Origin of the sequence: Bradyrhizobium sp. GCM10028915, from assembly GCF_042666195.1 — a bacterium.
In the GTDB taxonomy this organism is placed as follows: Bacteria; Pseudomonadota; Alphaproteobacteria; order Rhizobiales; family Xanthobacteraceae; genus Bradyrhizobium; species Bradyrhizobium canariense_D.
The window spans coordinates 125,075-138,819 of record NZ_JBHTFN010000034.1; the positions used below are offsets into that span (position 1 = coordinate 125,075).

A 13,745-nucleotide genomic window follows, 5' to 3' on the forward strand; every position below is an offset into this window, starting at 1 on the left:
ACCCGACAGCGGTCCAATAAGTTCGCCCTTGACCCGGCAATAAATGGCGACAGCCAGGCCAGTGAGTACCGCAGCCGAATGCATCGGTCAGGCTGCTCTTATCGTTCAAATGGCCATTACGCGCATGCGATCCGTTCGACTACATTACCAAACAGGGCGCTTAACGGCAGTAAATGCCCTGACTCTAATTTTGCGTGCGTTGGTATCGACCGAACAGTGGCCGGCATGGACAGGTGAGTTGGCTCACGCTGATCCCGCTTTGGCGCGCCAGTTGGTCGATCGCATTTCACACAATTCCAGGGTGTGCCCTATCGCCCGGTTGGGCCTGTCGTGACGCAGTGCCGGCGGCGCTCCGACCGGACGGAGGAGATCGCGCGTAAGCTCGAGATCGTGCTGGCGGAGTTGGCTTCGCTGCGCATTCTGCTGGCTGCGCACGGCATTAGCACCCCGCCACCTCTCGATGATGACTACCTCACTGTTCAGCGGTTCGCGGCGACGAATCACATAAGTCCCGAAGCCGTGCTCTCTCGGATCCGCCGCGGCAAGTTGCGTGCGGAGAAACGCGGTGGTCGCTGGTGGGTGAAATGCACGGTTTGCACAGCATAGCCGTGCAGTGACGAGGACAGTAAGAGAGAATGGATCAAGATACGGAAGCGGCACATGGAAATGATTTGTGCGTTCACGTTGGTATCTCCTCTGGGCTCGACGCGACAGCCAATGGAAAATCAAGAGATTCATCGAGGTGAACGTGGCGCACGACCAACACACCGACGTAAGACCGCGAGGCTCGATTTCGATGGCCTACGCAATCACAAAACGCGTCGGCGCCCCGAGCACTTGCACATCGGATGACCATCTTTACGTGACCGGGATCACTCAGTCGATTCGGTCTTGTCAACAGAGCGATCCGAGTGAACAAGCGAAAGAGCACGGACGCGTGCCACCAAACGTTCCACCCGGCTGCAGCAAGTCTTGTAGCAAATGGAACGCGGCGCACACGCTCCATCTCGGTTTTGAACGTGAGCCACCGCACGCTTACGGCCTAGAGCATAGGAAGAGAGATGCTTTGCTCGCAAGTCGCACAGCTGCGAGTTTCCCTGATCATAACTCGAACGTCCGTCTCACACCCGTAGCAGCGGCAAATGTATCCAGGTCATTTCGCCTATTCGGGCCTCGGCTCGCGCACCGGTGTCAAACGGAACAAATCTGATTTCGCTGGGATGCGCGCCAGAACCTGGCTGCAGAAGGAGATAGCCGATGATGTCACCAAGACTGATGTCAGTCCTCGGGTCGATGGTAGCGGTCGAGCGTATGTTTTGGAAACTTAGAGAAATGATCGACGGCGACAGCTCGATCCCACCTGATGTTCGAGAGACGCTTCACATAATGTTAGACGCAAAGCTTCTTGCCGCAAAGGACAAGATCGTGGGCGACGCGCGCGCTGCAATTGATGAAACTCCCGATTTGCCGCAGGCGGCCCGCGACCGCGCATACAGATCGCTCGGCTCTGCAATGAAAATGTTCATGTCCAGCGAACCGCACCGCACTCCGCATGCTCGTAGCGAAATCGGTCTCTCCAGCGCTCATCGCAAGATGCATTGACGCATGCTCCGCTCCATCGAGCGCTTGCCGCGAAAGGGCTAGGTTAACCTACTCAAACCGGCGACAAGAAGACATCGCCTCCATTTTTTCGAGACTGCCAAGCGATGCATGTAAGCCAACGTCTTTCTTATCACAGATTGTTCCATCAGTAGGCAAGGCCTGGAAAGATGGCTACGGCACCTTCTCCGGCACCATCGCTCGTAATTCCGGCCCTCGGTCTCAGAGGATGAGTGCGGTCCCCTTGCACTTCAATGCGGCCGGCTGGCAGCCTGCCGACCCGCAAACAGCGCGTGACGACAGTTGCGCCAGCGCGTGGGACGATGCCGTCGAGACAAGTGCACCACTCTGACCAGACCACATCGATCGCCATCAGGAGTTTCCTTTCCTGCAACGATCACCGCGTGTGGACTGCTCCGCTAGTGATCTGCAGAGCTGTGTCAGGCTAAGAGAAGAGAGATCCAGAACGCTCGCCCGACGTCGCTTTGATCTCGCATCAGGATCAACGTTGAGCTCACCGTGACCAATAGTTCCTTGCCCAGTTCGATTTGCTGAACTCGCCTACCTAAACTGAGAGGTTTCGAAGGTGCGGCTTCCTGCCTAGAACTCTACTTGCGATGGTCAGTACAGCGGATGCATCATGAAGCCTGACGAGCGCCTCGCCGAAGTAATCGAAAATAGCGCGTGTTTTGATAATGAGGCATGGGAGGTGTGGGCACAGTGCCTCTCACCCACCGAGCGGCTGGCGTATATTCGCAAGCATCGCTCTCACTTCCGGTTCACAGATTACGATGAAGTAATAGCTGTTGTACGCGGTCGTCGCTTCACCGGTTGCTCATCGCAGCTCCTTACATGGCGCCACAGGATACGCGCAAGGACGCTGCAAAGCGCTTTGCTCTTCTCGGTTGCGGTTTGGCTGGGGGTCATCTGGCTTGCGGTGCGCTTCATCCGCTGAAATCAGCAGCCGGGTTTTCGTCCACACCTGAGCGTCACTGTGTTCGCACGCGAGTGAGCACTGCGGCGTCGTTGGAGATGATCTGAAAAGCCGCAACCTGACCCAGCGTTCGGTTCGAACATTCCATTAGGCGCTAAGGTTAGGATGCAGTTACAGCAATTCTCACCGACGTTGTTAAGACGCACGAGGCTGGGGGCGCCAAGACAAGAGAGTTGAAATGAAGAACTTATTGCTTGCGATTGGAAGCATTGTGGCGTTTGGCGCGTTGGTGCCGGCATTCGGTGCAGATCTGACTGGACTGCCGGCCAAGCCTCTCTACACCAATGCCCCGCGGCCGTCGCGGCTGCAATCTACGACTGGAGCGGCTACAACGTCGGTATGAACGGCGGCTTGGCCTCAAGCTCGAATTGCTGGGATTCCGATGGCGGCAAGCCTGAGGGCTGTCATGATGCGACCGGCGGAAGCGTGGGTGGCCAGATCGCTATCGATGGCAGATGGGCCCGATCGTGCTTGGTCTTGAAGGCCAGGGGAACTGGGCTGATTTGACCGGCTGGAATCCCAGCGCTGCTTTTTTGGATATCAACCAGACCAAGATTGATGCGTTCGGCCTGGTAAAGGGGCAGATCGGTTATGGCTTCGACAACGTACTGCTTTAGGCCAAAGCGGCGCCGCGGTGACGAGCAACACGTTTCGAATCATCTGGACGACGGGCGAGCCGGGTGGAGAAAGCAAGCACGTTCTTTGGGGCGGCGCGTTGGCAGCCGGTATCGAGTACGGCTTCGCACCGAATTGGTCGGTTGGGTCCGAGTACGCACACCTGTTCATGCGGCCTGCCATGGTCAGCTTCACCGAGCCCGCTGGTGGGGTCGACCGCGTCCGCCAAGATTTGGATCTTTTGACTGCACGGCTCAATTACAAGTTCGGCCGTCCGATTCTTCTCAAATATTGATCTACCGTTCAATCGGCGGATCGAAAGCCCCGGCCCATGGCCGGGGCTTTTTTTGACCTGTTGGCCTAGTGTACAGGAGGCACACAGCATTCCGGGAGACCGCGCTTGCTGAGAAAGCCGTTCCCCTGCGCTAGTCATCGCAATCTCCGCCCCCCTCACTTACGCGAGGGTGACGAACCCGGCAGATGAGGCCCGTACCTTCCGAAGCTGCTGTTCGATTTGGCAACGTGGCGCTGAGCGGGCCTCTTTTGCTCTGGGGTCCACTCGACCTCAGGTTCACAGGGACTAACCCGTAAAGAGCGCGTCCGCAGAATAGGGGAATCGTGCGCATAGTTGAGTTTCCCGCGCGATTGGGCAGCCAGATTGAGGGCAAGAGGAACATCCAGCGTGCATGTCTTGACCAGTTGCATGCGCGCCCATCCTTGAGCGGGCAGCAGCACGGGCTCGAGGGGTCGGGCTACGCGCCAATGATGACGCTTGCGCTGCAGATCACTTCACTTCGGGGAGATTGGTGGGCCAGATGATATCTATTTGGCCCTGCGTGGATTACGCACGCTGGCGGGCCGCATGGGGCAGCACTACGAAACCGTAGTCGTGAGGGCTGAGATCACTGAGTGCAGGTGGCGCCGCGAACGCTCTGCGCTGAGTGTAATAATATGCCTCTTTGAGCGGGGCCCAGGCGCGGGATAGCTGCTCGAACGCGGTGCCGGGAGCGGTTTCGGAATAAGGTATCGCCAGGGGCTTTCCCCCGGGAGTTATAGGGCCCAGGCTCGCCCGGACCGGTCGCTGCGATTTGCGACAGAGTTGGCTTTGGCGCTTTTAACTTGCTTCCGCCGGACAGATCCATGCGATATGGCACACCTTCGACGGCAAGCGTACGCGCCAACATGAACGCGCTCGGCTTTGCCGGGAATTGCACCGCGACTACGGGCAAGACCCCCGAGGTCAGTCGATGAGAAATCGAATATCGCGTCTCCGGCTCCGTTGCCACTCGCCGCCCCTGCATGTCAACGGCTGGTAGCTGCCTCACTCTGCGGCGGCCTGGGCTCGTGATCCATGGTTTGCAGAACCTGACGCACGTCGAAGACGGATGCAGGATGTTGAGCCCGGATCCTCGCCGCATCATGCGTCATGAATGAGTCCAGCGCATCAATGGTCCGTTCAGCCACGCAATGCGGTCGGGCGATTAGCGGGCACGCTGACAACCGGTCCCGCGTTCTGCCCGAGCAGGATCGCTGGATGGGCGTAACGAAGCCATCGACCGAATCGTCTGCCCCCTAAATCAACAGCGCCCACAGGATACTTTTCGCTCTCGGCGCGCTCGGACAGCGCACCTCGCGGACCCCCTTTCCTCTTCTCAGAACTGATAGTAGAACTCCGTTCCCGTTTGAGCTATTCCTTCCAGGTCGATGAATACTTGCCGCCCAACCACGGCCACAGCCGATTGGCGGCCAATAGCCGAACTTTGAAGTCGCTGATGCTGGTTTCGAGTGCTGCGATGTGAGTAGCAAGACAAGTCGACAGTCGCTTGAGCCGGAGCACCTCCGCTATGGGTTGTTCCACATGAATGTGAGCTGTCACCCAGCGAAGGGGCATGGTGATTCAGGTCCTCGATACCCGTTCAAGTGACTGCGCTCCGCCCATTGTTTTTGTCGGCAAAAATCGGGCTGGTAACTGGATTGCCCGCGAAAAACGGGGCGCGTTTGGCGGGCTTTTTATCAACCGCGCCGAAGCTCTGAAATACGCTCTCTTCAAGAACGGACGCCAACCAGAGAACATCATCGAAGTGGCGCGTGAGATCGAGCTCGATATTCCCAGCCCGTGAACTGCAGAACACGAAGGATTGACCGCCCTTCTGCATCCGCTGACCCGTCGGAGCCGGGCACTCGCTAATCGATGTTATTGAGTGTGCGCACTTCAACCTTCAATTAGGCAGCCCACAGGCTTCCCGCTGCAGGTTCTATCGTCGGCAATCATCGGCCAATCGTGCTTCCGCTCGATGAGCGCCACATCGTTATAAACCTGAACATCAGCCGTCCTGATTCGACTGCGACGACCCAAGATGAGAGAAGGACGCACCATCGACTGTTCCATCTGGCACACATTTCATTACGCAAGCATAGCGCACAAGTTAAAGAACTAGTCAGTTTCATCTGCATCGGGCTATCTTGAGGTGGAATGCGTTCGCGGGCGTAGCGCCATCTCGTTCGCAGCGATACTCAGAAACACTCAGATTCGCGGCGTCCGCCGCAAACATATTTAGCTTATGATTTGAGCCGCTAGATCATCGCAATCTTCGCATTGGTGGTCCGCGAAAAGGTAGTTCATTAAGCTAGCTGCGGGCGCGTAATTCGCTGCGCATTTCGCCGGAGCAACCCACAGTCGCCCCTTACATTTCGACAGATCTGCGTCAGCGGGAACGGAAGCGCGGCCGTTACTTCAAATAAGACGCAGACGCCGTGCCTTGACGACGCACTGCGTACGGCTGGTCGTTTGCAGCTTTCGCATTGCATTTTTGACATGAAAGTTGACGGTGTTCTCGCTTACTTTCAGGATGACTCCGATGGCCCAGGATGACTTCCCCTCCTCGATCCATAGCAAGCACTGTTTTTCCCGTTCCGACAGCGCAACCTCTTGCACATCCGCCATGAGTTTCTCCTGAAGCCGAGAGGACGTGGATCGAGATCAGCAAATGCCATACCAGTCAGTGGCACCGCAAACTCTCGCGGCAGGACAAGATCTTGGGAGATTGCCGGTTCACTTCTCCGGAGACTGCAATCCAACTGCAGCCCTATGGACGGGATTGCGACATATGTCGAAAACGCAACTGCAGTATTTGAGACAACCGTAGCAGGTCGATATTTGCTGAACATCTGCGTGAGCTAGACATCACCCTTTGGTCAAGCGTTCCTCCCGCAAAGGGTGAATGCTCTGTGAAGGCCGTAGCACCCGGCTCGCGAGCCGAGATCCTTCATTTGCACTAAAGCTTTCCTTCCAACGTGTCGGCTCCGATCCACCCACCACAACAGCCCCGCTGTTCGGCGCCACCCTATGGCGATAATGCAAGCTTTCACGTCCAATCAACTACCAACGCTGGTCATTGATCGGCATCACAACAAAACGGTATGAGCAGTGGGGCTTGCGCCAACCGAAGCTCGGCCTCCAGGACTTCTTATGAAGTACCAACCACAATCCGCCCGGCCCAACGCAGGTCATCAATGCACTCGGCCGTCGCCTGTCGAAATGCTTCGTGCCAGGTCTGCTCGGATGGCGAGCTCTCGTTTCTGATGGAAGCGCATGACGGCCTGGCCGCCACAATCGCTCAGCGGTCAGGATCTGGTTTGTCGATTGCTAGCTCGCTCGGCTATCGCGATGCCAATGAAGCTTCATGGACCCAGCTCGTCGAGAGCGTCGAACGAATAGTGGATTCGACCGAGCTACCTGTGGCTCGTTGACGGCGACGGGGGGGTCGGTAATTTCAACACTGAGCGCCTCTTGGCACGCAAACTCCGTCAGGGTGGCTCGCTCGAGGACAGCTGCTTTCCAAGATGAACTCGCTCATTGGAGAGCGGCATACGCTGGCTAATGTCGACGAATTCTCCGGTCGTCTGCGGGCTGTGAAGGATACGGTCGCTGAAAACCTTGTTCTCGTGGTTAGGATCGAAGCGCTGATCGCCGGCCATGGATTGAACGAAGCCGTCTTGCGTGCTCATGCCGATGCCGACGCAATCTTGATTCATTCGCGAAAGAGTACCGCGGACGAGATGCTTCGTTTGTCAGCGAGTGGCGGAACCGGCTACCTGTTGTGATTGTTCCGACGACATACTATTGAACGCCTCGACCTCTCGTGAGGCGGGAATCTCCACGGTCGTCTGGGCCAATCACTCATTGCGAGCTGCGGCAGCTGCAATGCGGCGCGTCTGCGACAGTATCGCAGCGCAGGAGGGCATTGCGGGCATTGAATCCCATATCGCACCGCTCAGCGCATTGTTCGAGCTTCTGGGGTATGACGAATTCGCCGCGGCCGAAAAACAATATCTGCAGCCCAGTTAGTCCATGTCAGCAGGGTTGGCACCTAAAGTTCCTTTCTTCAAAACCGGCCGATGCGCCCCTAAGCCTCTCGTCGGTGTCGCTCCAGTATCAGCCAGCAAGGCCCGCGACCTAACATCCGGGGACAGCTCCGGAACATCGGTAAACATCTGCCCCTGACGCTGAAGGAAGCTCACACGGCGGCTGATTCAGGTGTATGCGTTGCTCGCCATTCACACCCACCCCTCAAATTTCTGGGATGGTCGGACAAGACTCGGCACTTAGCACTGAACAGAGGCGGTCACGATGCTTGCGAGGCGAACGCGGGATGAAGAAGGCGAATGAAATGCCTCTGAAAGCTCCCAAGCATGCTCTCATTCTCGCCGCTGCCAGTTGGCTCTCGACTGCGACCGCTTACGGATCTAAACTCGAAACCGCTAGCCCAAATCCATGGCACTGCCATCCTGCACAACGCGCTACATAACGGGATCTATCAAGATCGCCCTCCTGGCGGTTATCTCCCCCGCGCCAGCGAACCGCGGCCTGTCAATACCGTCATGTGGCGCGGGCCGTCACGCCTCACCGATATCGCGCCGGGCGCCATTGTTGGAGGAGAATTTGTGAGTAATTGAAAGCTTCACCGGATGGGTACCTTGTGGAAGAATTGACGCGCATGAGCTGTGTGGTTAGATGTGCTGCCGCAGCTCACGCATCGCGTTTTGCCATTGTGCGCGAGCTTAACAAACTACAAATTTTCATCGAGTGCTTGGGCGTGCTAGGAACGAGGCCGTGAAGCATTGACGCGCGGTCCCGCTGCGCGCGAGGCGCGTCCACGCGCTGGAAAATTGACAGAACAGGAAAGACGCTCGAATGGCGCCTGGAGAAGACCATAGACCGAATCATCTGCAGTATCCGTACTGAACTTGTAACACCGTCGAAGAATGGGATATCCAGTTGGGACTCCGAATAGTTCTTCGAACTGACCGGTGGCGGGAGCGGCATCAATGATAAGATCAGTATTTGTCACAAGAATGCTGTGACGGCGCAGCGCTTGAGCGACAAATTGCTCAGCAAACTCGTCTACGATCTCACCGTCCACATCTGTAGACAGATAGGTCGAGTCATACAAGAACGGCATATCGTCGATAAATATCGTCTTGCGGACGCACAGCATCGCTTCCCTCGGCGGGCGGAAGGTAAGCATAACCGGGTCTGAAATCCTCTCTGAAAGCAATTTCATTGTCGTCCCTCAAAGGAGGGAGCCGTAAATCTAGCGTGCGCAGAATTCCGGCCTGCTTCTTGACGTTGTGCCCTTCTCCGCAACAGAGATGGGTCACGCCAGCAGCTTGGAGGTCGCGAAGCGCCCGTTTAATCGTGATGAGGCTGACTCCGAATTCCTCTCCAAGCATAGCAGTGGACGGAATTGGAGCATCCGGCTGATAAGTCTCATTGGAGATGCGCTTCAGAATCTCCTTGCCTACCGTGATGTGAAGCGATGAGCTGGGACGGAGACGAGAAGGTGCTGTCGACATTTCGTTCCGATCTCCCTCTGGCCGAACGTATTCGCATTCCGATTGCGGCTAGTGGAACTGTCCCTAGCAATCTCGATCGTCAGCGAGGCGCCTTGATTGCGAACACGTAGCCCAGGGCGATGGCATACCTTATGCTTGGCATTTTCTGTCAACGTGCTGCATTGAATTGCGTTACGGCAGCTGGAATTGGGCCTTAGTAGCAATCTCCAGGATACAAAGACGAAATCTTGCTTGGTTTGAGATGTATGAAATGATGGTCACCGCTTTCCGTTTTTGGTCCCAGCGTGACTTCGGAACCGGCCTTGAACTCTGGCGGATCATGCTCCGTTGAAGCGCATGATAGGGAGTTCGCTGGAGGACAGCGTGGCATGGCCACCGAGCGCGAGTATCAAGCGACATCCTCCATCAACGACATTAGACCAAAAAGCGCATCCCCCGTGTGAGCCAAAGTCGGAAAGCGTCGGTAAGCAACGACACCAGAGGCAGGAAACTTCAGTTCGGCCGGTTCGGCAGCAACATCACCTAATGGATAGACCCGTCCCGCCGGCTGGTTCGCCTTGACTTCATCGGCCGGTTTGGCAAATGGCTCGAACAGGCCGTCGCAAGGCGCGTAGATGGAGTTGTGCGGGCTTTGATATTTGAGAATCACGGACGAGCTGGGCTCGATGCGGTCCATAGCCGGAAGAATTTCATAATCGTGCAGAACCCGTCTCAGGCCACGCTCAGCGATCCGCAGCCCACGTTGTGAGAGAGTGGCCCCGAAACCCAGCTCAGTCGTCAGAGCAGGAATTCCGTGTTGCTCAGCAGCGGCGTAGAGAGTTGACCCGGCACCTGCACCCGCGCCATGGGTAATCGCCCCAAATGGTGCGTCAAAGCTTTTCAGAAGCCGCAAAATCGCGGCAGCCTCAGCGTCGTTCCGGCCGGAGCGGGCGAGCGCGACCGGCAAATAGTCCAGCGACCGGCCTCCGGAGTGAAGATCAAGGACCACATCCGCCAGAGGAAAAAGTTCTGACGTCACATAGTGGGCGATCATTGCGGTTGGCCCACCATTTGCGTGGCCCGGAAACTCACGATTGAGGTTACCGCCGTCGAGTGGAGAATTCCGGCGACCAGCGCTAACGGCAGGCCAATTCAGAGCAGGAAGGATAATGATTCGACCGCGCAGATTTGCGCTTGAAGACAACTCCCGTGCGAGATTGCGTAGCGCGATTTGGCCCTCGTACTCGTCGCCGTGCGTTCCTGCTGTCAATAGAGCGGTTGGTCCGCTACCGCCGTTGAAACAGAGTATGGGAACAGGTATCCAGCCGTAGGCGGATATGTCGGACGAATATGGGACGCGGGCATAGTCCGCCTGCATTCCAGTTGCCGAAAAATCGATCTTGCTCCACACGCGGCTTTTCATTGTTAACCCTGTTCAGTAAGCGATCTGGCTGTCATCGCTCGGCTCACGCAACGAAATTTTCTTCGCTTGCAGGTCGACGACTACGGCGGGACCATGCGGGCTTGATATAGATTTTACAGATCGACTGGGCAATCGCTCGGGCGCGATCTCGCTCAGAAATTCAGGACGACTTTCGGTAGCTCGAAAGACTTCTTCGGTCTGATACACGCCGCCCGTCATCTCAAGCTTGCGTTCAAGATGCAGGACCATGTCTTCCAGAATGATCTCGTTCGAGCCGGCCATCAATGATGGCAGTTCCGTTAACGCGTTACCTGAGCCGTGGCCAACACGACGCGCCGCCGTCAGGCGAGACTGGTTGCGCTCCGACCAGAGTTCCTCAAAGGGACGATAGACCATGGCGCCGGTCATCCCAGGCCTTACCTTCTCTGCTAATCGAATTGTCACGCCTCTCACGAACCCGTCAGGTCTTCCTGCTCTGGCGTTGCCTTACTGATCTTTCGCGACCCGATCCAGATCACTGATCTGATCAGCACGGCGTGCGCCTATATCAACCCAGATGAAGTTGCCGGGGGCCAATGGAACATTGTAGTTCGGTTGTTCGTAACTCTTTCCTGCGGGATCAAAGCGAACTGGAAGCCGGTCGACGCTATCGGCCCCCAGCGCGATCATTCGCTGCTTGAGCAATTGGCCGAACTCATATTCATCCATGTCGGGGCGCAGATCGGCCGAAACTAGCAAAAAAAGCTCGCCGTTGCTATGCGACGGGCCTGACGTTTGGTGGCCAGCTCGTGCTGACTTTTGACGAGCCGCTGCTGCCAGATGAGGTCGGCCTGGTGCGATAGCCTACACTTGCGCTGCGCCGCCCTCAAGTAATCGATCAGTGCGATCGGTCCGCGCCTAAACATGTTGGGTCCATAGTCAAATCGAACAGCAGCACCGGCCGAGAGATCATTCAGAAACTCGCCTGCGGCGGATACTGCGACTTCGGTGTAGCCATGATGATACATGGGCTGAACATGGCGGTTCGGCCATGCTTGCGCATTGCGCTCTTCCGAGCTGCTAATGATTATTGCAATCCTGGCGCGATCACGTCGCGCAATCGCTAACAGCGGCCTGGTATCCAGAGTCCAGAATAGCGTTCTGAACCAAGAGTAATAATCACGATTCTGCCATGACGTCAGAATCACGGCATCGACATTTGCATCTGCTATGTTGGCGCACAGGCGGGCAATGACCTCCGCTTCACCCAGGCAGGTGGAGGCAATGCCATGTTGTTCTCCATCGCTTAATTTGATTTGCATGAGGTCGACTTCGCAGGCGACTGGCCGGTGTGAGGGCGGTTCTGCCAAGGTTTGAAGCTGCGGCGGCTAACATCATACGTGATATACTGCTATGTCAGCCGGCTTCCTCAGAGCCGACATACCAGATATACTCGCCCAAAGTGGCGCAGCGAATCTGCCCGACGCAAGCGCCTACCAATCGTTCTAGCGCTGCAGAAGATTCTAAAAAGGGACCCAATGGTTGCAACCAAGGACGCAGATGCGCCCCGGCGGTGGTCAAAAGCATCATATGAAGGCGATGGAGGCATTGGCACAAAAGCGCACATAGGCATGATCGTGATGGATAACGCTCAGACTCTGTCACATGAAGCGCGTGGCATGCTTACCTTACCTAGCGTGGCGCTGTATCGAATCTCGACACCGGGAAATGGTGCAACTTCGCTTCGGTTGATCGCGTTCTCTGGACTTGACGAAGCGCTGGCTCAGATCAACGCAACGCGTCCGTGGTTTGCGTTTCGACCTGAGGACAAAGAACTCCGTGACTTGATCGAGATCAATGCCTCGCTCAGAAAAATCGTGAAGGCTTTGTTGCAAGAACGATCATGAGCTACGACTTCCCTGAGCGTGATGCAACGCCTGCTACAGCGAAATAGCTTTGTCGAATCGACTATCGTTAACTACCCAAATAGTCCTCCAGACCTGCCGCTCGCGGGCAGTTCATACGATGCCGGCCGGCCCTCTTCGGGTGGTACGTATCGCGATAGGTCCGCGCAGAAAAGTAGAAGCGCTTGATTAGGCCCCATGGACATCAGCTCGAACAACAACGAAACCCTGTGCGTCGATCCGCCCCCCGCGTCGCTCGAAGGGTTTGCTAGTCTCTCGGTACCGCTTTATCGAGCTTCAACGATTGTTTTCCCAAACGCAGCGGCCTATCGCGCGCGTGCGACACGGTCGCCGGATGGCTATACCTATGGCCTCTCTGGAACTCCAACAACCCGGACGTTGGAGAACCAGCTGGCGGCAATTCATTCCGCAAGCCGATCTATCATCGTGCCGTCGGGGCAGTGCGCGATAACATCCGTTATGCTCGGCCTGGTGAACCATGGCGAGCACTTGTTGATCGCCGACAATGTCTATCCTCCGGTGAAGCTATTCGCGCGGACAATCCTTCAGTCCTTTGGAGTCGATACAGAGTACTTTGATCCGACTCGTCTCGCCGACCTCGACGCCAAGTTCCGACCTGGCGCAACCAAGCTAGTTTGGGTTGAGTCGCCGGGCTCAACCACGATGGAAATCTGCGATATCCCGGCCATCGCAGCGAGGTGCAGAAGATCTGGCGCGCTTCTGGGATGCGACAATACATGGGCGACTGGTTTGCTGTGTAGACCTCTAAGCCTGGGCGTGGATATCGTGGCCGAGGCGCTTACTAAATATGCAGGTGGTCACTCCGACCTACTTCTCGGTGCGATCATTCTTGATGATCTTGATCTGTATGCGCGTTTTCGGAGCACTTTGGGCGCTCTGGGGGTGGGCACATCCCCCGATGATTGCTCGCAGGCATTACGGGGCATCCAAACGATGGCTCTTCGGGTAAGGCACGCGGGCGCACTTGGCGAGCTATTCGCGCATCGCTTGGAAAAGTCAGGTCTTAAGGTCTTGCATCCATCTCTTCCTTCGTTCTCTGGGCATGCCTTATGGCAGCGTGACTTCGCAGGCTGCTCCGGTGTTTTTAGTCTTCTACTGCAGGGCGTCGATGTCGGCAAAGTTGACCGTGCTCTCGACCAGTTGAGGACGTTTGTCATCGGTGCTTCTTGGGGAGGTACGCGAAGCATTGTCGCCCCCATGACTGTCGCAGGCGAGCGGCAGGCAATGCCCTCGCAATTGCACCGAAGCTATATCCGATTGAGCCTTGGTCTGGAAAGCGCTGAAGAACTTTGGCGCGATCTTGAAAGAATGTCGGATGTTCTCTTGGGCTGATGTGCAACTGCACGTAACCCAC

The 13,745-nt window shown here is 56.5% G+C and carries 11 protein-coding genes and 4 pseudogenes; 7 read left to right on the forward strand and 8 right to left on the reverse strand.

Translation table 11 applies throughout. The features are described 5' to 3' along the window. The first annotated feature begins 1,257 nt into the window (after positions 1-1,257). The 3 genes and pseudogenes from ACFQX9_RS17215 (at position 1,258) to ACFQX9_RS17225 (ending at position 3,503) form a co-directional block, all read left to right on the forward strand. Positions 1,258-1,602 (forward strand): hypothetical protein, encoded by a 345-nt coding sequence (locus tag ACFQX9_RS17215; RefSeq protein WP_377789728.1) that lies wholly within the window; start codon positions 1,258-1,260, stop codon positions 1,600-1,602. Positions 1,603-2,239: 637 nt separating this feature from the next. Beyond that, complete coding sequence (locus ACFQX9_RS17220; protein ID WP_231189093.1) at positions 2,240-2,554, forward strand: hypothetical protein; 315 nt, start codon at positions 2,240-2,242, stop codon at positions 2,552-2,554. Positions 2,555-2,771: 217 nt separating this feature from the next. Further along, positions 2,772-3,503 (forward strand): annotated as a pseudogene (locus tag ACFQX9_RS17225) (outer membrane protein). A gap of 588 nt (positions 3,504-4,091) precedes the next feature. On the opposite strand, the pseudogene ACFQX9_RS17230 reads toward ACFQX9_RS17225, so the two are convergent. After that, positions 4,092-4,669: pseudogene (locus tag ACFQX9_RS17230) on the reverse strand (shikimate kinase); the annotation flags it as partial. 428 nt (positions 4,670-5,097) lie between these two features. Between ACFQX9_RS17230 and ACFQX9_RS17235 the strand changes: the two are divergent. Beyond that, the gene (locus ACFQX9_RS17235; RefSeq protein ID WP_231189095.1) at positions 5,098-5,328 is read left to right on the forward strand and encodes a hypothetical protein; all 231 of its coding nucleotides are present in this window, start codon (positions 5,098-5,100) and stop codon (positions 5,326-5,328) included. Positions 5,329-5,942: 614 nt separating this feature from the next. Here ACFQX9_RS17235 and ACFQX9_RS17240 read toward each other — a convergent pair. After that, positions 5,943-6,137, reverse strand: a pseudogene (locus ACFQX9_RS17240) (response regulator transcription factor); the annotation flags it as partial. Between the two features lie 584 nt (positions 6,138-6,721). Here ACFQX9_RS17240 and ACFQX9_RS17245 point away from each other — a divergent pair. Next, positions 6,722-7,556, forward strand: a pseudogene (locus tag ACFQX9_RS17245) (isocitrate lyase/phosphoenolpyruvate mutase family protein). Positions 7,557-8,307: 751 nt separating this feature from the next. Here the strand turns inward: ACFQX9_RS17245 and ACFQX9_RS17250 are convergent. From ACFQX9_RS17250 to ACFQX9_RS17275, 6 genes are all read right to left on the reverse strand, one after another. Further along, positions 8,308-8,772 carry a UTRA domain-containing protein gene (locus ACFQX9_RS17250; RefSeq protein ID WP_377789730.1) on the reverse strand — a complete coding sequence of 155 codons (465 nt, stop codon included), beginning with the start codon at positions 8,770-8,772 and terminating at the stop codon, positions 8,308-8,310. After that, entirely contained in the window at positions 8,654-9,064 is a 411-nt protein-coding gene (locus ACFQX9_RS17255) for a GntR family transcriptional regulator (protein WP_377789732.1), read from the reverse strand. The genes ACFQX9_RS17250 and ACFQX9_RS17255 overlap by 119 nt, the downstream gene beginning before the upstream one ends. A gap of 388 nt (positions 9,065-9,452) precedes the next feature. Then, positions 9,453-10,466 carry a succinylglutamate desuccinylase/aspartoacylase family protein gene (locus ACFQX9_RS17260; protein WP_204513551.1) on the reverse strand — a complete coding sequence of 338 codons (1,014 nt, stop codon included), beginning with the start codon at positions 10,464-10,466 and terminating at the stop codon, positions 9,453-9,455. Positions 10,467-10,478: 12 nt separating this feature from the next. Then, on the reverse strand, positions 10,479-10,919 hold the full coding sequence (locus ACFQX9_RS17265; RefSeq protein ID WP_377789735.1) for a M24 family metallopeptidase: 441 nt from the start codon (positions 10,917-10,919) through the stop codon (positions 10,479-10,481). A 33-nt stretch (positions 10,920-10,952) separates the two neighbouring features. Next, complete coding sequence (locus ACFQX9_RS17270; protein ID WP_377789737.1) at positions 10,953-11,174, reverse strand: hypothetical protein; 222 nt, start codon at positions 11,172-11,174, stop codon at positions 10,953-10,955. 23 nt (positions 11,175-11,197) lie between these two features. After that, positions 11,198-11,767 carry a hypothetical protein gene (locus tag ACFQX9_RS17275; RefSeq protein WP_377789738.1) on the reverse strand — a complete coding sequence of 190 codons (570 nt, stop codon included), beginning with the start codon at positions 11,765-11,767 and terminating at the stop codon, positions 11,198-11,200. A gap of 216 nt (positions 11,768-11,983) precedes the next feature. Between ACFQX9_RS17275 and ACFQX9_RS17280 the strand changes: the two genes are divergently transcribed. Continuing rightward, positions 11,984-12,352: a hypothetical protein gene (locus ACFQX9_RS17280; RefSeq protein WP_377789740.1), complete on the forward strand. Its 369-nt coding sequence runs from the start codon at positions 11,984-11,986 to the stop codon at positions 12,350-12,352. Positions 12,353-12,547: 195 nt separating this feature from the next. After that, positions 12,548-13,723, forward strand: a complete 1,176-nt coding sequence (locus ACFQX9_RS17285; RefSeq protein ID WP_377789742.1) for a trans-sulfuration enzyme family protein — start codon at positions 12,548-12,550, stop codon at positions 13,721-13,723. Positions 13,724-13,745: the final 22 nt, after the last annotated feature.

Excerpts from the sequence above, each read along its gene's own strand:
- ACFQX9_RS17215 (WP_377789728.1), top strand. The coding sequence starts at position 1,258 with ATGATGTCACCAAGACTGATGTCAGTCCTCGGGTCGATGGTAGCGGTC.
- ACFQX9_RS17220 (WP_231189093.1), top strand. The coding sequence starts at position 2,240 with ATGAAGCCTGACGAGCGCCTCGCCGAAGTAATCGAAAATAGCGCGTGT.
- ACFQX9_RS17235 (WP_231189095.1), top strand. The coding sequence starts at position 5,098 with ATGGTGATTCAGGTCCTCGATACCCGTTCAAGTGACTGCGCTCCGCCC.
- ACFQX9_RS17250 (WP_377789730.1), bottom strand. The coding sequence starts at position 8,772 with ATGAAATTGCTTTCAGAGAGGATTTCAGACCCGGTTATGCTTACCTTC.
- ACFQX9_RS17255 (WP_377789732.1), bottom strand. The coding sequence starts at position 9,064 with ATGTCGACAGCACCTTCTCGTCTCCGTCCCAGCTCATCGCTTCACATC.
- ACFQX9_RS17260 (WP_204513551.1), bottom strand. The coding sequence starts at position 10,466 with ATGAAAAGCCGCGTGTGGAGCAAGATCGATTTTTCGGCAACTGGAATG.
- ACFQX9_RS17270 (WP_377789737.1), bottom strand. The coding sequence starts at position 11,174 with ATGGATGAATATGAGTTCGGCCAATTGCTCAAGCAGCGAATGATCGCG.
- ACFQX9_RS17275 (WP_377789738.1), bottom strand. The coding sequence starts at position 11,767 with ATGCAAATCAAATTAAGCGATGGAGAACAACATGGCATTGCCTCCACC.
- ACFQX9_RS17280 (WP_377789740.1), top strand. The coding sequence starts at position 11,984 with ATGGTTGCAACCAAGGACGCAGATGCGCCCCGGCGGTGGTCAAAAGCA.
- ACFQX9_RS17285 (WP_377789742.1), top strand. The coding sequence starts at position 12,548 with ATGGACATCAGCTCGAACAACAACGAAACCCTGTGCGTCGATCCGCCC.